We start from the raw sequence: 19,039 nt of genomic DNA, 5'->3' as shown, positions 1-19,039 counted from the left end.
TTTTATTTTGATAATCAACACGTTACCCCGATTTAGCAGAAAAACCATACGCTTTGCGGTCCTATAAGCCAGGCGAGATATGATCCATATCAAATTGTCTTCTATAATGCTTTGTTAGTATCTCGTCGCCGACTTAATAAAGAGAGAGTTAGTGTGAAAGCTGACAACCCTTTTGATCTAATACTTCCAGCAGAGATGGCCAAAGTGGCCGAAGAAGCTGGTGTCTATAAAGCGACTAAACATCCGCTTAAGACCTTCTACCTGGCGATTACCGCCGGTGTGTTTATCTCCATTGCGTTCGTTTTCTATATAACGGCTACCACCGGTACAGCAACGATGCCTTACGGCATTGCAAAACTTATCGGCGGCATCTGTTTCTCACTTGGGTTGATTCTCTGCATTATCTGCGGCGCCGACCTCTTTACCTCCACGGTGCTGATTGTTGTGGCGAAAGCCAGCGGGCGCATCACGTGGGGGCAACTGGCTCGAAACTGGATCAACGTTTACGTTGGCAACCTCGTGGGTGCGCTGCTCTTCGTCTTATTAATGTGGCTGTCCGGCGAATATATGGTCGCCAACGGCGGCTGGGGCTTAAACGTATTGCAGACCGCCGATCACAAGGTGCACCACACCTTCATTGAAGCGGTGGCGTTGGGTATCCTCGCCAACCTGATGGTCTGCATGGCGGTATGGATGAGTTACTCCGGCCGCAGCCTGATGGATAAAGCAATGATTATGGTGCTGCCGGTCGCGATGTTTGTCGCCAGCGGTTTTGAGCACAGTATTGCGAACATGTTTATGATCCCGATGGGCATCGTGATTCGCAACTTTGCAAGCCCGGAGTTCTGGACCGCCGTTGGTTCCAGCCCGGAAAGTTTTTCTCACCTGACAGTCATGAACTTTATTACCGATAACCTGATCCCGGTAACAATCGGGAACATCATCGGTGGAGGCTTACTGGTCGGGTTGACATACTGGGTCATTTACCTGCGTGGCAACGATCACCACTAAAGATCGTTTCAGGCAGTAAATAAAAAATCCACTTAAGAAGGTAGGTGTTACATGTCCGAACTTAACGAAAAATTAGCCGCAGCCTGGGAAGGTTTTACTCAAGGTGAATGGCAAAACGCTGTAAACGTACGTGATTTTATCCAGAAAAACTACACTCCGTACGAAGGTGACGAGTCCTTCCTTGCGGGCGCCACTGACGCGACCACCAAGCTGTGGGACAAAGTCATGGAAGGCGTGAAACTGGAAAACCGCACGCATGCGCCAGTTGATTTCGACACCTCCGTTGCTTCCACTATCACCTCTCACGATGCGGGCTACATCAACAAGCAGCTCGAGAAGATCGTTGGTCTGCAGACCGAAGCACCGCTGAAACGCGCCATCATCCCGTTCGGCGGGATCAAAATGGTTGAAGGTTCCTGCAAAGCGTACAACCGCGAACTGGATCCGCAGCTGAAAAAAATCTTCACCGAATACCGTAAAACCCACAACCAGGGCGTATTCGATGTTTACACCAAAGATATCCTGAACTGCCGTAAATCTGGCGTGCTGACCGGTCTGCCGGACGCCTACGGCCGTGGTCGTATCATCGGTGACTACCGTCGCGTTGCGCTGTACGGTATCGACTTCCTGATGAAAGACAAATATGCCCAGTTCCAGTCTCTGCAGTCTGACCTGGAAAACGGCGTAAACCTGGAAGCGACTATCCGTCTGCGTGAAGAGATTGCTGAACAGCACCGCGCGCTGGGTCAGATCAAAGAGATGGCAGCAAAATATGGCTGTGATATCTCCGGTCCGGCAACCACTGCTCAGGAAGCAATTCAGTGGACCTACTTCGGCTACCTGGCCGCAGTTAAGTCTCAGAACGGCGCTGCAATGTCCTTCGGTCGCGTCTCCACTTTCCTGGACGTTTACATTGAACGTGACATGAAAGCGGGCAAAATCACCGAGCAGGACGCACAGGAAATGATTGACCACCTGGTCATGAAACTGCGTATGGTCCGCTTCCTGCGTACTCCTGAGTATGATGAGCTCTTCTCTGGCGACCCGATTTGGGCAACTGAATCTATCGGCGGTATGGGCGTTGACGGCCGTACGCTGGTTTCCAAAAACAGCTTCCGCTTCCTGAACACCCTCTACACCATGGGGCCGTCTCCGGAGCCGAACATCACCGTTCTGTGGTCTGAAAAACTGCCGCTGAACTTCAAAAAATTCGCTGCTAAAGTCTCCATCGACACCTCTTCTCTGCAGTATGAGAACGATGACCTGATGCGTCCGGACTTCAACAACGATGACTACGCGATTGCCTGCTGCGTAAGCCCGATGGTTGTCGGCAAACAGATGCAGTTCTTCGGTGCCCGTGCAAACCTGGCGAAAACCATGCTGTACGCAATCAACGGCGGCGTGGATGAAAAACTGAAAATGCAGGTAGGTCCGAAATCTGAACCTATCAAAGGCGACCTGCTGAAGTTCGACGAAGTGATGGAACGTATGGATCACTTTATGGACTGGCTGGCTAAACAGTATGTCACCGCCCTGAACGTTATCCACTACATGCACGACAAGTACAGCTACGAAGCCTCTCTGATGGCGCTGCACGATCGTGACGTAGTTCGCACCATGGCTTGCGGTATCGCTGGCCTGTCGGTTGCCGCTGACTCCCTGTCTGCTATCAAATATGCGAAAGTTAAACCGATTCGTGACGAAGACGGTCTGGCTATCGACTTCGAAATCGAAGGGGAATACCCGCAGTTTGGTAACAACGACGCCCGCGTCGATGACATGGCGGTTGACCTGGTAGAACGTTTCATGAAGAAAATTCAGAAACTGACCACCTACCGCAACGCGATCCCTACTCAGTCGGTTCTGACCATCACTTCTAACGTTGTGTATGGTAAGAAAACCGGTAACACCCCGGATGGTCGTCGCGCTGGTGCACCGTTTGGACCGGGTGCTAACCCGATGCACGGCCGTGACCAGAAAGGTGCTGTTGCCTCTCTGACCTCCGTTGCAAAACTGCCGTTTGCCTACGCGAAAGATGGTATCTCTTACACCTTCTCTATCGTGCCGAACGCGCTGGGTAAAGATGATGAAGTGCGTAAAACCAACCTCGCAGGCCTGATGGATGGTTACTTCCACCATGAAGCCTCAATCGAAGGTGGTCAGCACCTCAACGTCAACGTCATGAACCGCGAAATGCTGCTCGACGCGATGGAAAACCCGGAGAAATATCCGCAGCTGACCATCCGCGTTTCCGGTTACGCTGTGCGCTTTAACTCCCTGACTAAAGAGCAGCAGCAGGACGTGATTACCCGTACTTTCACCCAGACCATGTAATGGTATTGGCTGAAAGAAGCTTGTAAAAAGCGTACACTAAAGGCTCCACGTCTGTGGGGCCTTTTTCACAACCAGAGCCTGCTTCGTCAGCCATCTATTAACCGGATGCCTGCCAAAACAGACTTAGTGCAGAAGGAATGAAACTGCACAGACACAGGCCCCGGATGGGCCACATCTGGAGAAAACACCGCAATGTCAGTTATTGGTCGCATACACTCCTTCGAATCCTGCGGTACGGTCGACGGCCCGGGTATCCGCTTTATCACCTTCTTTCAGGGCTGCCTGATGCGCTGCCTCTACTGCCATAACCGTGATACCTGGGATACCCATGGCGGTAAAGAGATCACCGTTGAAGAGCTGATGAAAGACGTGGTGGCCTATCGCCACTTTATGAATGCCTCCGGCGGCGGCGTGACCGCCTCGGGCGGCGAAGCGATTTTGCAGGCGGAGTTCGTCCGTGACTGGTTCCGCGCCTGCAAAAAAGAGGGCATTCATACCTGTCTTGATACCAACGGCTTTGTTCGCCGCTACGATCCGGTGATCGATGAGCTGCTGGAGGTCACCGATCTGGTGATGCTCGATTTGAAACAGATGAATGATGAGATCCACCAGAATCTGGTCGGCGTCTCCAACCATCGCACGCTGGAGTTCGCCCAGTATCTGGCGAAGAAAGGGATTAAGGTCTGGATCCGCTACGTCGTCGTGCCGGGCTGGTCAGATGACGACGACTCCGCGCACCGCCTCGGCGAGTTTACCCGCGACATGGGCAACGTCGAGAAAATCGAACTGCTGCCCTACCATGAGCTTGGCAAACACAAATGGGTGGCGATGGGCGAAGAGTACAAGCTGGATGGCATTCACCCGCCGAAAAAAGAGACCATGGAGCGCGTGAAAGGGATCCTTGAGCAGTACGGCCACAAAGTGATGTACTGAGCCGCGAAACGTATAAAAAAAAAAGCCACAACATAGTGTTGTGGCTTTTTTGTTGTCTGCCGGATGAGCCGGAGAACCGTCAGGCGTGTGCCACCGGCGTCGGGTGGTGGCCCGCTTTGCGCATCAGCATCACCAGGTAGACCAGCGATACGCCAGCAATCATCACAAACAGTAGGCTGTCGGAGTAGCTCTGCATCAGCATGGAAGTAAGCGTTGGTCCGAGCAGGCTGCCGATGGTATAGCTCAACAGCAGCGCCTGATTCATCGCCACCAGCTGATGGTGTTCAACTTTTTCACAAGCCCAGGCCATCGCCACCGGGTAGAGCGTAAAACCTGCCGTGCCCAGCACAAACAGCGCTGGCGCCATCGCCGCGTTGCTCAGCATGCCGAAGCAGCCGATGATCACCACAAAAACCTGCACACGCAGCACCAGCAAGCGACCAAAGCGGTCGGCGATACGGCCAATCGGCCACTGACCAATAATCCCCGCGCTGACCATCAGCGCCATCCAGAAACCAATGCCGGAGTCGCTGACGCCCTGATGCGACAGATAGAGCGGCATCAGGCCATAGAGTGAGCCAAGAATAATCCCGGAGATGATGCAGCCATTAACGCCAAGACGGGCCTGACGCAGGCGCAGCATTGGCCAGATCGAAGAAGCTACCTGCTCTTCGCTGTGCTGATTAACAATGCGCGTAAAGAGCAGCGGCAGCATTGCCGCCAGCACCATACCGGTAACCCACGGCAGCACGCTCATCAGTTCGGTTGGCAGTTTGCTGACCATCAATTGGCCAAGCACGGTGCCGATATAGTAAACCATCATATAGGCCGCCAGCAGGCGACCGCGGTTGTGAGCGGTGCCGCTGGACATCAGCGCGCTCTCCACCACCACCCAAATCATGGCGCAGCCGACGCCGGCGATAAAACGCCAAATCATCCAGCTCCAGAAACCCACCATCAGCCCTAACCCGACGCAACCTGCGGCGAAAATCAGCGACGCAATGTAGTAGCTGCGGTTAAAGCCCATCTGGCGGATCAGTCGACCGGTCAGTAGCGTGCCCAGCAGATTGCCGGTGAAATAGGAGGAACCAACCATGCCGACCTGCCAGGTTGGCAGATTTTCATGGGCGAGCCAAAGGGGCACGAGCGTGTTCAGCGTCGCGATAGCCAGGGTCAACAGCATCAGGCCACAGAGCAATAAAAGCACTGGCCGGGTATAGGTGGTCATGGGTTAAAACCGTGAGGAAGTTCAGATTGCGTGCGCATCATGCCACCGGCAAAAACATTGTCAATCCACTGTTTTTCGCCAGAGTGAGCTTTTTATCGACGACGATTTGTAAAACTTATCCTCTTTGCCACTTACCGCGCGCCGTCGCGTTATATCTCTTTGAAAAGAAGCCAGTAATCTATAAACCACGACAATTTTTTCAGTTGAAAAAATTCATGAAGATTAATGATTGAGACGCACGAAAAAGGCAATAAAAAAGCGCCCGCAGGCGCTTTTAAAAACATGCTGTATCGGCAGGATTAACCGATGTACTCCAGCCCGTTCATATAAGGGCGCAGTACTTCCGGCACCTCTATGCGGCCATCGGCCTGCTGGTAGTTTTCCAGCACCGCAACCAGCGTACGCCCCACTGCCAGACCAGAGCCGTTCAGGGTATGCACCAGACGGGTTTTCTTGTCGGACTTGCTGCGGCAGCGTGCCTGCATGCGGCGCGCCTGGAAATCCCAGACGTTGGAGCAGGAGGAGATTTCGCGGTAGGTGCCCTGCGCCGGAACCCACACTTCGAGATCGTAGGTTTTGCAGGCACCAAAGCCCATATCGCCGGTGCAGAGCAGCACTTTGCGGTAAGGCAGACCGAGCAGCTGCAACACTTTCTCTGCATGCCCGGTAATCTCTTCCAGCGCCGCCATGGAATCTTCAGGGCGAACCACCTGAACCAGTTCGACTTTATCAAACTGGTGCATACGGATCAGACCGCGCGTGTCACGACCGTAAGACCCCGCTTCAGAACGGAAGCACGGCGTATGCGCGGTCATTTTGATCGGCAGACTCTCTTCATCGATAATTTCATCGCGCACGAGGTTGGTCAGCGGCACTTCCGCAGTCGGGATCAGCGCGTAGTTGCTGCTGTCGGACTCCTCTTCCAGCGGACGGGTATGGAACAGATCGCCGGCGAACTTCGGCAGCTGGCCAGTACCGTACAGGGTGTCATGGTTGACCAGGTACGGCACATAGTTTTCCGCGTAGCCGTGCTGCTCAGTGTGCAGATCCAGCATGAACTGCGCCAGCGCGCGGTGCATACGGGCGATCTGCCCTTTCATCACCACGAAACGGGAGCCGGTCAGCTTCACCGCAGCGGCAAAATCCAGGCCGCTGTGCATCTCACCGAGGGTGACGTGATCGCGGATCTCGAAATCAAACTGGCGCGGCGTGCCCCAGCGGCTGATTTCAACGTTATCGTTCTCGTCACGGCCAACCGGTACGCTATCATCAGGCAGGTTCGGAATGGCCAGCGCGATATCGCGGATCTCAGCCAGCAGCGTTTCCAGCTCGGCTTTCGCCGCGTCCAGCTCTTCACCCAGCTTGTTCACTTCCAGGCGTAATGGCTCGATATCTTCCCCGCGTGCTTTCGCCTGGCCGATGGATTTCGATCGTGAGTTACGCTCTGCCTGCAGATTTTCAGTGTTGACCTGCAGGACTTTACGACGCTCTTCGAGCGCGCGTAATTTCTCTACGTCCAGCTTAAAGCCCCGGCGTGCCAGTTTTTCAGCGACTGCGTCTGGCTCGGTACGCAGCAGATTGGGATCGAGCATGCTTTTCCTGTGCTTATCGAATTGAAATAAAAGGAACCCGACCGCAGAGTGCGATCGAGGGTATGAGCCGTAACCTTACCGCAACGCCCGCACTAGCGGTAGCGTTTTATAGGGCTTTTATGATCCTGTTCAGCGAGCCAGGCGAGCTTTTCGCCAATCTTGCCTTCAAGACCTCTGTTCGTCGGCTGATAGTAGCGCGTTTCTGCCATTTCCTGCGGGAAATACTCCTCCCCGGCGGCAAAAGCGTTGGGCTCATCGTGGGCATAGCGATACTCCTGCCCATAACCCATCTCCTTCATCAGCTTGGTCGGCGCGTTGCGCAGATGCGGCGGCACATCATAATCGGGGCGCTGTCGCGCATCGGCCATCGCAGCTTTAAAAGCTTTATAGACGGCGTTGCTTTTTGGCGCGCAGGCCAGGTAGACAATCGCCTGCGCAATGGCGCGTTCGCCTTCGGCCGGGCCGACGCGGGTAAAGCAGTCCCACGCGGAGATAGCAACCTGCATGGCGCGCGGATCGGCATTGCCGACATCTTCGGAGGCGATTGCCAGGCAGCGGCGCGCAACATAGAGCGGGTCGCCGCCGGCAGAGATAATGCGCGCATACCAGTAGAGCGCGGCATCTGGCGCGCTTCCGCGTACCGATTTGTGCAGCGCGGAGATCAGGTCGTAAAAACGATCGCCTTTATTATCAAAGCGCGCGCTGCGTTCACCGGCAATCTCCGTAAGCAGCTCAGGGTTGAGCACACGCTTGCCGCTTTTATCGAGCTCCGCCATATCCGCCATCATCTCAAGCGTGTTGAGCGCCCGGCGCGCATCGCCACCCACCAGTTCGGCAATCGCCAGCCGGGTTTCGTCCGGCAGAACGATATCCTGGCCGCCGTAACCGCGCGCTTTATCTTCCATCGCCTGCGTTAATACCAGTTCAATATCCTCTGTGGTGAGGGATTTGAGCAGGTAAACGCGCGCACGGGAGAGCAGTGCGGAGTTGAGTTCAAACGAAGGGTTTTCGGTGGTCGCGCCGATAAAGGTGATGGTGCCATCTTCGATATGCGGCAGAAAGGCGTCCTGCTGGCTTTTGTTAAAACGGTGGACTTCATCGACAAACAGAATGGTGCGGCGTCCGGCGTTACGGTTCTGGCGGGCGCGCTCTATGGCTTCGCGGATCTCTTTTACGCCTGAGGTGACCGCAGAGATGCGCTCGACATCAGCATCGGCATAACGGGCAATGACCTCTGCCAGCGTGGTTTTGCCGGTGCCTGGCGGTCCCCACAGGATCATCGAGTGCAGATGACCGGCTTCAATGGCGCGCGGCAGGGGTTTGCCCGGCGCCAGCAGATGCTGCTGACCAATGTACTGCGCTAAATTTTCTGGCCGCATACGCGCGGCCAGAGGTTGAAACGTGTTCTCGGAAAAATCGAGCGACATGTTACTCATGCACGCCTCTTACTTGCGTTGATCGTCAACCGTTACGCCCTGCGGCGGGGTAAAGGTGAATTTCGATGCATCGACAGCGCCGTTCTGCTGCGCTTTCAGCTGATAGCTGCTGCGCTGGTCATCCTGTTCGATAGCGCTGAACTGATGGATGGTGCCGTCGCGGCCGACATTGATGGTGAACTGTTTCAGGTTACCGTTGCTGCTTTTTGGCGTCAGTTCAAAATCATCGCCCTTCTGCGCAATGTTGTACTGCTGCCAGTCGCTGGTCTGGTTACGGGCAATCAGCATAAACGGCGTGTTGCTGGTAGCATCTTTCAGCCAGGTTGCCGTCGCCTGTTCAACAAACGGGTTGTAGAACCACAGCGTTTTGCCGTCGGAAACCAGTACGCTCTCGTCAGGCTGGGTCATATGCCAGTTAAACAGGTTCGGGCGTTTAACCCACAAATCACCCTGGCCTTCCTGTACCGCAGCGCCGCTACCGTCGGTCACTTTCTGGGTAAAGCTGGCGTGGAAGCTGCTGACTTTATCGAGGCGGCTTTTCAGATCGCTTGCCGCGTCTGCCCAGACATTGCTGACCACTAAGGAGCCCATCAGTGCACAAACCATGGCGATTTTTTTCATTGTCATTCCTCTGATACGTCACTCCCGACGTGGGAGAATCCTTCTGTCACTCTAGAAAGCGAAACGCCAGAGTGGCAGAAGAAAAAACTGAATTTGTACTATTTACCTAACTTTGCATCACTCGAACGGCGGTGGAGCCAGCACTTCACGGTTACCGTTGTGCCCCTGCTCGCTGACGATCCCCTGCGCTTCCATCTGTTCGATAATGCGCGCCGCACGGTTGTAGCCGATACGGAACTGGCGCTGCACGCCGGAGATCGAGGCTTTGCGCTTTTCGGTGACAAAGTTAACGGCCTGGTCGAACAGCGGATCCAGCTCTTCACCGCCGTCAAAACCACCGCCGCCGCCTTCGCTTTCGCTGTCGGAGGTGATGCCGTCAACGTATTGCGGACGCCCGCGCGCTTTCCAGTCCTGCACCACGGCGTGGACTTCCTGATCGCGAACAAACGCGCCGTGGACACGCACCGGGGCAGAGGTTGAGTTCGGGCCGGAGTAAAGCATATCCCCCATGCCGAGCAGCGATTCCGCACCGCCCTGATCGAGGATGGTACGGGAGTCGATCTTGCTCGATACGGTAAAGGCGATACGCGTCGGGATGTTGGCTTTGATCAGGCCGGTGATCACATCCACAGAGGGGCGCTGTGTGGCCAGCACCAAGTGAATACCGGCCGCGCGCGCTTTCTGCGCCAGGCGGGCAATCAGCTCTTCCACCTTTTTACCGACCGTCATCATCAGATCGGCAAATTCATCGACCATCACCACAATGTACGGCAGTTTTTCCAGCACCGGATGTTCGGTTGCCATGCTGTCGCCCGGCTTCCAGTAGGGATCCGGGATCGGGCGACCCATCCGCGCGGCTTCGGCGATCTTCTCGTTGTAGCCGGCGAGGTTACGCACGCCCAGCGCAGACATCAGCTTGTAGCGGCGCTCCATCTCATTGACACTCCAGCGCAGCGCATTGGCGGCGTCTTTCATGTCGGTAACCACTTCGGTCAACAGATGCGGAATGCCTTCATAGACCGACAGCTCGAGCATTTTCGGGTCGATCATGATGAAACGCACATCTTCCGGCGTCGCTTTGTAGAGCATGCTGAGGATCATGGCGTTGACGCCGACCGACTTACCGGAACCGGTGGTACCAGCGACCAGCAGGTGTGGCATTTTTGCCAGGTCAGCAATCACCGGATCCCCGGCGATATCTTTACCCAGTACCACGGTGAGCGGTGACGGACTTTCGCGGAATTTCACGCAGTCCAGCACTTCTCGCAGATAGACGGTCTGGCGCTTCTTGTTCGGCAACTCAAGGCCAACGTAAGGTTTACCCGGGATCACTTCCACCACGCGCACAGCGACGGTGGAGAGCGAACGCGCCAGATCGCGTGACAGGTTGGAGATTCGCGCCGCTTTCACGCCAGGCGCGAGGTTCAGCTCAAAGCGGGTGATTACCGGACCCGGCGAGTAGTTGACCACGTCCGCTTTAATACGGAAATCGGCCAGGCGAGCTTCAACCAGACGAGCCATCTGCTCAAGCGCAAAGGTGTCCACAGGCTCCACTTCTGCTGGCGGCTGCGTTAACAGATCGAGCGACGGCAGCGGCGTAGTCGGCTTCTGCACCGGGCGGCTGTCACCATTACGCATCAGCAATGGATGGATCAGACTCTCCTGCTGCTGCGGAGCAGATTGCTGCTGCGGCTGCTGGGCAGGCTGACCATAGGCAGGAGGCTGCACCGGCTGCGCCGCTGGCTGCTGATAGTGCTGCTGCGGCTGCTGAACAGGCTGACCATAAGCAGGCGGCTGAACCGGCTGCGCGGCTGGCTGCTGATAGTGCTGCTGCGGCTGCTGGGCAGGCTGACCATAGGCAGACGGCTGCATCGGCTGCGCGGCTGGCTGCTGCGGCTGCTGATAATGAGGCTGTGCAGAGGCTTGCGGCTGCGGTGTGAACAGCGGTGCGTTCGCACGCTCCACAGGTGCCGTGTTCATCGGCGAGACGTCGGCATCTTCCGGCGTAAAGGCCTGCTGCTCAGCGCCGTAGCGCTGCTGCTGAGATGCGGCAAACTGACGCGCCAGCTCAGCCTCTTCCGCTTCGGCTTCATTCAACTCCGCTTCAGAGGCAGCAAACTGCGGCGTTTCATGCTGATACTCTTCACCATAGCGATCGTGCTGCGTGGCGGCGAACTGACGTGCCAGCTCGTTTTGCTGAAACATAGCGGCATCATCATCGGAGAGATGTTGATCTGGCTCACGCACCTCATCTTCACGCGCACGCTCTTCAGCCATGCGCTGCGAAGGCAGTTTAATGCCATAGGACGCAAGCTCGCGACGCGTCGGCACGCGCACGCGGTTAGGTCGCGGAAGCTGCGGGCCAATCCCCTCTTTTACCTGCGGGCGCGGCGCGCCACCGGCAAGACCAAACACCGGCGCGCTGGCTGCCGCTGCTGCGGCGGCAGTACCGGCCGTTGAAGCGGCCTGAGCAGCAGCGGGCAGGACGCTCTCTGCCACTGCCGTTGGATCCACAGCTGGTGGAACAGGCATCGACGGCGCAGAAGGTCGTGCTACCGGCTCTGGCTCGGCAGGCTCAGGAATCGGCTGATACCAGGCGGCCAGTTGCTCACGTTCGCGCGCACGCTTCTCTTCCACTTCTTCAAAGTAGTAGAGCGGCGGACGGGTATGTTTCGCCTCTTCCACAACGGGTTCAGGTTCAATAACCGGATCCGGCGCGGGGGCGATTTGCGGTTCAGGCTGCCACTGCTGGGAATCAGGCTGCGGTTGCCAGTAGACCTCTTCCTGATGCGGCTGCGGGGTTACCGGCGCATCTGGCGTCCACGGCTCTTCCGCGATCGGCTGCTGCCACTCTGGCACGGACTGCGCGGAAGGGTGCTGATAAGCAGCCGTTTCGTCATAATGCGTTGGCTGCTGATAAGCGTGCTGCGAATCACCCTGCATCGGTGGTTGGTATGCAGCTTGTTGATCGGGATGCACCGGCGGCTGATAAGCGGCCTGCGGGTCGCTATGCATCGGCGGCTGATAAGCAGCCTGTTGATTGGGATAAGCTGGTGCCTGCTGCGCATGCTGCCATTCGGCGGGCTGCGGCGTTTGCATGACCGGCTCCGTTGGCGCAGCGAAGCTTTGCGCGGCAACGGTTGTCGCGACGGCAGCCGCCGCAACGGGTTCCGTCACGCTGCGACCATTGAGCAGCGGATCGTACTCCTGCTCAACTTCCGTCGCGCGATGTCCCGAGAAGAGCACGTCGTCTGGCTGCGCAGGCACACCGCGCGCGCTGTAGGCGATCTCCTCTTCATCATCCATCCGCTTTCCGGAGAAGAGCGCTTCGTCGGTTTTGCGCCCCATCGGGTTGGCAAACTTCTCCGCAATACGTTTACGGCGCGCCAGCGCACCGCGCAGAATACGGGCGCGACGAGATTCGCGAGGCGCGTCGTTTGCCTCGTCCTCATCATACTCATCCTCTTCTTCATACTCTTCATCATCAACCCATGTGTCATCGCGACGGGTGCGGTTGGTGGCGAAGGTAAGAATATTGAGAATAACGCTGCCGATTTTTTCAGCGATGGTGACCCATGACCAACCGGTAAAGAGCGTCAGCCCGGCGGCCCAGATGCAGAGCAGTGCGAGCGTTCCGCCGCTGCTGCGCAACAGCGGCTGCAGCGTGGTGCTGAGCAGGCTACCGATCACGCCGCCCGAGGCGAAATACCAGATATCATCCGCGTTGATCGCCGCCAGACCACAGGAGGTCAGGATCAGCGCCAGCGCGCCAATCAGGCGTAGCGAGACGGCGAAATAGTCGATGTAATCTTCAGTGGCGCGATGGCGCCAGGCAAACCAACAGCCGCCGATAATAATGACCGGAATGGTGTAGGCCATAATGCCGAAAATGAAAAACAGGGTATCCGCCAGCCATGCGCCGGGCACGCCGCCAAGGTTATGGATCGGCTCATGCCATGCGGTCTGCGACCAGCTTGGATCGGATGGGTTAAAGCTGAGAAGCGCCGCCATCAGCCAGATGGCAGAAAGGGAAACGAGGATCAGCAACGCTTCGAGGAGTCGGCGTCCGCTGCTTAGCTTGTTAAAAGTGACTTCTTTGTCTTCGGTGTATTCCTGGCTCAAGACAGGCTCTCCAGGTCCTTGATGCTAAAACGGACAACAGCGCCGGGTCTCCCCGGCACTGTTGCTGTATGGATTAACAGGAGTGTAATCAAAAAACAGCGATTGTGCACCTGTTCCGTATTAGCGCGTCTTAATAACCAGACGATTACTCTGTTTGACCTCTTCCATCACCACATAGGTGCGGGTGTCGTTTACGCCTGGCAGGCGTAACAGCGTTTCGCCCAGCAGTTTGCGGTAGGCCGACATATCCGGTACGCGCGTTTTCAACAGGTAGTCAAAATCACCAGAAACCAGATGACACTCCTGAATTTCTTCAAGTTTTTGCACTGCAGCGTTGAATTGTTCAAACACATCCGGCGCACCACGATTCAGAGTAATCTCAACGAAGACCAGCAGTGATGCATCCAGATAATGCGGGTTAAGCAGTGCCGTATAGCCCTGAATAAACCCCTGCCTTTCCAGCCTGCGCACGCGCTCAAGGCACGGCGTTGGCGAAAGCCCTACTCGTTTAGAAAGCTCGACGTTGGAAATACGCCCATCTTTTTGCAGTTCATTTAAAATATTGCGGTCAATGCGATCGAGATCTTTGCCAGGGCGCTTCTTGCTATCTACCATTATTATTGTCTCTCTGTATTCCTTCCCTACTCCTGTCTTGACCCTGTGCACTTCACTGTTCAGGATCTTTGCCCGTCGTATTGTGCCGCGCCAGCAAGCTGACCGTTGCATAATCCCAGGGGCTGTGTTGAGAAGACCGGTGCCTGCGGCAGCTATCGATATCACGGATGGCGTCTGTCCACGCCATGCGTAGATTTCGCTAGCCCGGTAAAATGGCATTTACATGCGTAAACGTGCGTTACGCGCGAAATACTGCTTTTTTTCTTCCTTTGATGTTTTCGCAAAAGCGCAGGGGATTGTCAAAGCAAAACATCTTTTTTTAGTACAACATGCCAGATATTCATCAAGGTCGATTCCTTATCCTCATTTATTCATCTTATAACTGCCTTTTTCTCAGTAGAAGTTGTTATGTTTTTGGCATAAATCATTGCCCCGCCATCGGTCTTTTCTATCACACACATCGTTAACAAAATCGCTACGCCCTTTTTTTACGCCCGCAAATTCCCTACAATCCAGCCCAATGTCTGCCAAACAATAATGAGGATCTCATGGGGACGGCCAAACACAGTAAGCTGCTTATCCTTGGTTCAGGCCCTGCCGGTTATACCGCAGCGGTCTATGCTGCGCGTGCAAACCTGCAGCCGGTGCTGATCACCGGTATGGAAAAAGGCGGTCAGCTCACCACCACCACTGAAGTGGAAAACTGGCCGGGCGACCCGCACGATCTGACCGGCCCGGGTCTGATGGAGCGCATGCATGAACATGCGACCAAATTTGATACTGAAATCATTTTTGACCATATCAACAGCGTCGATTTACAGAACCGTCCGTTCCGCCTGATTGGCGATAGCGCTGAGTACACCTGCGACGCGCTGATTATCGCCACCGGCGCCTCCGCGCGCTATTTAGGCCTCGCCTCTGAAGAAGCCTATAAAGGCCGCGGCGTTTCTGCCTGCGCCACCTGTGACGGTTTCTTCTACCGCAACCAGAAAGTCGCGGTTATCGGCGGCGGCAACACCGCAGTTGAAGAGGCGCTCTACCTGGCGAATATCGCCTCTGAGGTGCATCTGATCCACCGCCGCGATACCTTCCGCGCGGAGAAGATCCTGATCAAGCGCCTGATGGATAAAGTTGAGAGCGGCAATATCGTGCTGCATACCCACCGTACGCTGGAAGAGGTGACGGGCGATCAGATGGGCGTTAGCGGCCTGCGCCTGCGCGATACGCAAAATGCGGATAATATCGAGTCGCTGGACATTGCCGGTCTGTTTGTCGCTATCGGCCACAGCCCGAACACTGCGATCTTTGACGGTCAGCTTGAGCTGGAAAACGGCTACATCAAGGTGCAGTCCGGTATTCATGGCAATGCGACGCAAACCAGCATTCCCGGCGTGTTTGCCGCAGGTGACGTGATGGATCACATCTATCGTCAGGCGATCACCTCCGCTGGCACTGGCTGTATGGCGGCGCTGGATGCTGAACGCTACCTCGATGGGCTGGCTGTTCAGAAATAATCTTTACAAGTCAGTAACAAAGGTAAATAAGGCGACATTAAGTCGCCTTTATTTTTGCACCGTTGTAACATTGCGCAGGCTAAAAATCCGATAACTTCACCTGCAAAGCGCGCAATGAATAAAACCCGTCAGCAAGAACTCACTCGCTGGTTAAAACAGCAAGGCATTATCTCTCGTCGTTGGTTGACGCTCTCCCGCCTGCTTGGCGTGGTAAGCGGCGTCCTGATCGTCGCGCAAGCGTGGCTACTCGCCAGCATTCTCAACCATATGATTATCGAGCACATTCCTCGCGAGGCACTGCTGCTGCCCTTTGCGCTGCTGGTGCTGGTCTTTATTCTGCGCAGTTGGGTGGTCTGGCTGCGCGAGCGGGTAGGATTTCATGCGGGGGCCCAGATCCGCTTTGCGATACGCCGCCGCGTGCTGGACCGTCTGCAACAGGCGGGCCCGGCATGGATTCAGGGCAAACCCGCCGGCAGTTGGGCGACGCTGATCCTTGAACAAATCGACGACATGCATGACTTCTACGCCCGCTATTTGCCGCAAATGGCGCTGGCGGCAAGCGTACCGCTGCTAATTGTGATCACCCTTTTCCCGATTAACTGGGCAGCAGCGCTGATCCTGCTTGGCACCGCACCGCTGATCCCGCTGTTTATGGCGATGGTCGGGATGGGCGCAGCCGATGCTAACCGCCGTAACTTTAAAGCACTGGCGCGCCTGAGCGGTCACTTCCTTGACCGCCTGCGCGGCATGGAGACGCTGCGTATTTTTGGCCGTGGCGAAGCGGAAACGGAAAGCATCCGCCGCGCGTCGCAGGATTTTCGCAGCCGCACGATGGAAGTGCTGCGCCTCGCGTTTCTCTCCTCCGGGGTGCTGGAATTTTTCGCGTCGCTCTCCATTGCGCTGGTCGCCGTTTACTTTGGTTTCTCCTATCTGGGCGAACTCAATTTCGGCCATTACGGTACCGGCGTGACGCTGTTTGCCGGTTTTCTTGCGCTGGTGCTGGCACCGGAGTTTTTCCAGCCGCTGCGCGATCTGGGTACCTTTTACCACGCGAAGGCGCAGGCAGTAGGCGCAGCGGATAGCCTGAAAACCTTTATGGAAGCGCCGCTTGCCCATCCGCAGCGCGGCGATATCACGCTTAACGCGGGTGAACCTGTCACCCTGACGGCAGAGGATTTAATTGTTAAATCGCCCGAAGGCGCGGTGCTGGCCGGCCCGCTCACCTTTACCCTCTCCTCCCAACAGCGGGTTGTGGTGGTCGGGCGCAGCGGATCGGGGAAAAGCTCGCTAATTAATGCGCTGTTGGGGTTCCTGCCTTATGAAGGGTCGCTGCGCGTTAACGGTATTGAACTGAGCGCGCTTGAGCCCGACAGCTGGCGCAACGCGATAAGCTGGGTCGGCCAGAACCCGCAGTTGCCCGCCGCCACGCTGCGCGAGAATGTTCTGTTATCACGCCCGGATGCCAGCGAAGCGGCCTTACACGCCGCGCTGGATAAGGCGTGGGTAAGCGAATTTTTGCCCCTGTTACCGGAAGGGCTAGAAACACAGCCTGGCGATCAGGCCGTTCGCCTCTCCGTCGGTCAGGCGCAGCGTGTCGCCGTCGCCCGCGCCCTGCTCTCTTCATGCCAGTTGCTTCTGCTGGATGAACCCTCCGCCAGCCTTGATGCGCACAGCGAGCAGCGCGTGATGCAGGCGCTGACCAGCGCTTCGCGCCAGCAAACCACGCTGATGGTGACCCACCAGCTGGAAAACCTCGCAGAGTGGGATGCCGTTTGGGTGATGCAGGAGGGACGCATTGTGGAACAGGGCAGCCATGCCGAGCTTGCCGCCGCCGGGGGCGTGTTTGCCGCGCTGCTGGCACATCGTCAGGAGGAGATTTAAATGCGCGCCTTGCTGCCTTATCTCGCATTATATAAACGCCATAAATGGATGCTGACGCTGGGCGTGGTGCTGGCGGTCGTTACCCTGCTGGCCAGCATTGGGCTGTTAACGCTTTCAGGCTGGTTCCTCTCCGCCTCGGCAGTGGTTGGCGTCGCCGGGCTATACAGTTTCAACTATATGCTACCCGCCGCCGGTGTGCGCGGGGCGGCGATCACCCGTACCGCCGGGCGCTATTTCGAGCGGCTGGTCAGCCACGATGCCACGTTCCGCGTGCTGGAACATCTGCGCGTGACTACCTTTAGTAAATTATTACCCCTCTCCCCCGCCGGGCTGGCGCGTTTTCGTCAGGGCGATGTGCTTAACCGCGTAGTTGCCGATGTCGACACGCTCGATCACCTCTACCTGCGTGTAATTTCGCCGCTGGTGGGGGCGCTGGTGGTGATTATCGTCGTGCTGGTCGGCCTGAGCGTGCTCGATCTCTCGCTGGCTCTGATGTTAAGCGGCATTATGCTGGCGACGCTGCTTATTCTGCCGCCCCTCTTTTATCGCGCCGGCAAAGCGACGGGGGAAAACCTCACCGCACTCCGCGGGCAGTATCGCCAGCAATTGACCAGCTGGTTACAGGGTCAGGCGGAGCTGACCATTTTTGGTGCCAGCCAGCGTTATCGCGAGCAGCTGGAAAACACCGAATTAAGCTGGCACGAGGCGCAGCGCCGTCAGTCCGATCTGAGCGCCGTGTCGCAGGCCGTGATGCTGACGATTAGCGGCGCGGCGGTAATCGTCATGCTGTGGTTCGCCTCTGGTGATGTCGGCGGTAATACCGAGCCTGGCGCGCTGATCGCCCTCTTTGTCTTCTGCGCGCTGGCGGCGTTTGAAGCGCTCGCCCCGGTTACCGGCGCTTTCCAGCACCTTGGGCAAGTTATTGCCTCCGCCACGCGGGTGACGCAGCTTACTGACTGTCAGCCGGAAGTCACGTTTCCTGCCACGCGCACCGCCGTGCCCCGGCAAGTTAGCGTGGCGCTGACCGACGTGTCGTTTAGCTATCCGGGACAGCCGCAGCGGGCGCTGGATAGCCTCAACGTATCGATTGCCGCAGGCGAGCATGTTGCCATTTTAGGCCGCACGGGCTGTGGTAAATCGACGCTGCTGCAACTGCTGACGCGCGCCTGGGATCCGCAGCAGGGCGAGATTCATTTACAGGATCGCCCCTTACGCTCGTATGCTGAGGCCGATCTGCGCTCGCTTATCAGTATGGTGCCGCAGCGCGTCCACCTGTTTAGCGCCACGCTGCGCGATAACTTGCTGCTGGCTTCACCGCAGGCAAGCGATGAGATACTGAGCGCGACGCTGGAACGCGTGGGGCTGGAGAAGCTGCTGGATGAGAATGGCCTTAACGCCTGGCTCGGTGAAGGCGGACGTCAGCTCTCCGGCGGTGAACTGCGTCGCCTGGCGATTGCGCGCGCGCTGCTACATGATGCCCCGCTGGTGTTACTGGATGAACCGACCGAAGGACTTGATGCCTCCACTGAGAGCCAAATCCTTGATCTCCTTGATGAAGTGATGAGGGGTAAAACCCTGTTAATGGTCACCCATCGTCTGCGCGGGCTGGCAAATTACGATCGGATAATTGTAATGGACAACGCGCAAATAATTGAGCAAGGTAATCACGCAGCGTTAATGGCGAAACAGGGGCGGTACTACCAGTTTAAGCAGCGTCTGTAGTGGTTTGACTCATTTTCGCTCTCGCGTCAC

The 19,039-nt window shown here is 56.6% G+C and carries 12 protein-coding genes; 6 read left to right on the top strand and 6 right to left on the bottom strand.

What is annotated here, in order from left to right; translation table 11 throughout:
- Positions 1–153: 153 nt before the first annotated feature.
- The 3 genes from focA to pflA all read left to right on the top strand — a co-directional run bounded on the left by focA (position 154) and on the right by pflA (position 4,278).
- Complete coding sequence (gene focA / locus IAE50_RS00565) at positions 154–1,011, top strand: formate transporter FocA (RefSeq protein WP_042718762.1); 858 nt, start codon at positions 154–156, stop codon at positions 1,009–1,011.
- A 51-nt stretch (positions 1,012–1,062) separates the two neighbouring features.
- On the top strand, positions 1,063–3,345 hold the full coding sequence (gene pflB, locus IAE50_RS00560) for a formate C-acetyltransferase (protein ID WP_094420341.1): 2,283 nt from the start codon (positions 1,063–1,065) through the stop codon (positions 3,343–3,345).
- 192 nt (positions 3,346–3,537) lie between these two features.
- Positions 3,538–4,278 (top strand): pyruvate formate lyase 1-activating protein, encoded by a 741-nt coding sequence (gene pflA, locus IAE50_RS00555; protein WP_042714174.1) that lies wholly within the window; start codon positions 3,538–3,540, stop codon positions 4,276–4,278.
- 79 nt (positions 4,279–4,357) lie between these two features.
- Here pflA and IAE50_RS00550 read toward each other — a convergent pair whose 3' ends face one another.
- The 6 genes from IAE50_RS00550 to lrp all read right to left on the bottom strand — a co-directional run bounded on the left by IAE50_RS00550 (position 4,358) and on the right by lrp (position 13,892).
- Entirely contained in the window at positions 4,358–5,506 is a 1,149-nt protein-coding gene (locus IAE50_RS00550; protein ID WP_042714176.1) for an MFS transporter, read from the bottom strand.
- A 299-nt stretch (positions 5,507–5,805) separates the two neighbouring features.
- Entirely contained in the window at positions 5,806–7,098 is a 1,293-nt protein-coding gene (serS, locus tag IAE50_RS00545; RefSeq protein ID WP_200579303.1) for a serine--tRNA ligase, read from the bottom strand.
- A gap of 92 nt (positions 7,099–7,190) precedes the next feature.
- Positions 7,191–8,534 (bottom strand): replication-associated recombination protein A, encoded by a 1,344-nt coding sequence (locus IAE50_RS00540; protein WP_054803086.1) that lies wholly within the window; start codon positions 8,532–8,534, stop codon positions 7,191–7,193.
- A gap of 9 nt (positions 8,535–8,543) precedes the next feature.
- Positions 8,544–9,155 (bottom strand): outer membrane lipoprotein chaperone LolA, encoded by a 612-nt coding sequence (gene lolA, locus IAE50_RS00535; RefSeq protein WP_094420343.1) that lies wholly within the window; start codon positions 9,153–9,155, stop codon positions 8,544–8,546.
- A 117-nt stretch (positions 9,156–9,272) separates the two neighbouring features.
- On the bottom strand, positions 9,273–13,277 hold the full coding sequence (ftsK, locus tag IAE50_RS00530; protein ID WP_200579302.1) for a DNA translocase FtsK: 4,005 nt from the start codon (positions 13,275–13,277) through the stop codon (positions 9,273–9,275).
- A 120-nt stretch (positions 13,278–13,397) separates the two neighbouring features.
- The gene (lrp, locus tag IAE50_RS00525) at positions 13,398–13,892 is read right to left on the bottom strand and encodes a leucine-responsive transcriptional regulator Lrp (protein ID WP_000228469.1); all 495 of its coding nucleotides are present in this window, start codon (positions 13,890–13,892) and stop codon (positions 13,398–13,400) included.
- Positions 13,893–14,440: 548 nt separating this feature from the next.
- Here lrp and trxB point away from each other — a divergent pair.
- The 3 genes from trxB to cydC all read left to right on the top strand — a co-directional run bounded on the left by trxB (position 14,441) and on the right by cydC (position 19,009).
- A complete protein-coding gene (gene trxB, locus IAE50_RS00520; protein WP_200579301.1) occupies positions 14,441–15,406 on the top strand; it encodes a thioredoxin-disulfide reductase in 966 nt (321 codons plus the stop codon).
- 114 nt (positions 15,407–15,520) lie between these two features.
- Entirely contained in the window at positions 15,521–17,287 is a 1,767-nt protein-coding gene (gene cydD, locus IAE50_RS00515) for a cysteine/glutathione ABC transporter permease/ATP-binding protein CydD (protein ID WP_200579300.1), read from the top strand.
- Positions 17,288–19,009 (top strand): cysteine/glutathione ABC transporter ATP-binding protein/permease CydC, encoded by a 1,722-nt coding sequence (gene cydC / locus IAE50_RS00510; RefSeq protein ID WP_200579299.1) that lies wholly within the window; start codon positions 17,288–17,290, stop codon positions 19,007–19,009.
- The last annotated feature ends 30 nt before the right edge of the window (positions 19,010–19,039 follow it).

The organism is Kosakonia sp. S42 (assembly GCF_016624785.1).
GTDB classification, from domain to species: Bacteria; Pseudomonadota; Gammaproteobacteria; order Enterobacterales; family Enterobacteriaceae; genus Kosakonia; species Kosakonia cowanii.
Note: the sequence above shows the minus strand (reverse complement) of the source record. Positions and strands in the feature narration are given on the sequence as shown.

Bases quoted from the DNA above. Each gene is read 5' to 3' on its own strand.
- pflA (WP_042714174.1), top strand. From the start codon at position 3,538: ATGTCAGTTATTGGTCGCATACACTCCTTCGAATCCTGCGGTACGGTC.
- IAE50_RS00540 (WP_054803086.1), bottom strand. From the start codon at position 8,534: ATGAGTAACATGTCGCTCGATTTTTCCGAGAACACGTTTCAACCTCTG.
- trxB (WP_200579301.1), top strand. From the start codon at position 14,441: ATGGGGACGGCCAAACACAGTAAGCTGCTTATCCTTGGTTCAGGCCCT.
- pflB (WP_094420341.1), top strand. From the start codon at position 1,063: ATGTCCGAACTTAACGAAAAATTAGCCGCAGCCTGGGAAGGTTTTACT.
- lrp (WP_000228469.1), bottom strand. From the start codon at position 13,892: ATGGTAGATAGCAAGAAGCGCCCTGGCAAAGATCTCGATCGCATTGAC.
- cydD (WP_200579300.1), top strand. From the start codon at position 15,521: ATGAATAAAACCCGTCAGCAAGAACTCACTCGCTGGTTAAAACAGCAA.
- cydC (WP_200579299.1), top strand. From the start codon at position 17,288: ATGCGCGCCTTGCTGCCTTATCTCGCATTATATAAACGCCATAAATGG.
- IAE50_RS00550 (WP_042714176.1), bottom strand. From the start codon at position 5,506: ATGACCACCTATACCCGGCCAGTGCTTTTATTGCTCTGTGGCCTGATG.
- serS (WP_200579303.1), bottom strand. From the start codon at position 7,098: ATGCTCGATCCCAATCTGCTGCGTACCGAGCCAGACGCAGTCGCTGAA.
- lolA (WP_094420343.1), bottom strand. From the start codon at position 9,155: ATGAAAAAAATCGCCATGGTTTGTGCACTGATGGGCTCCTTAGTGGTC.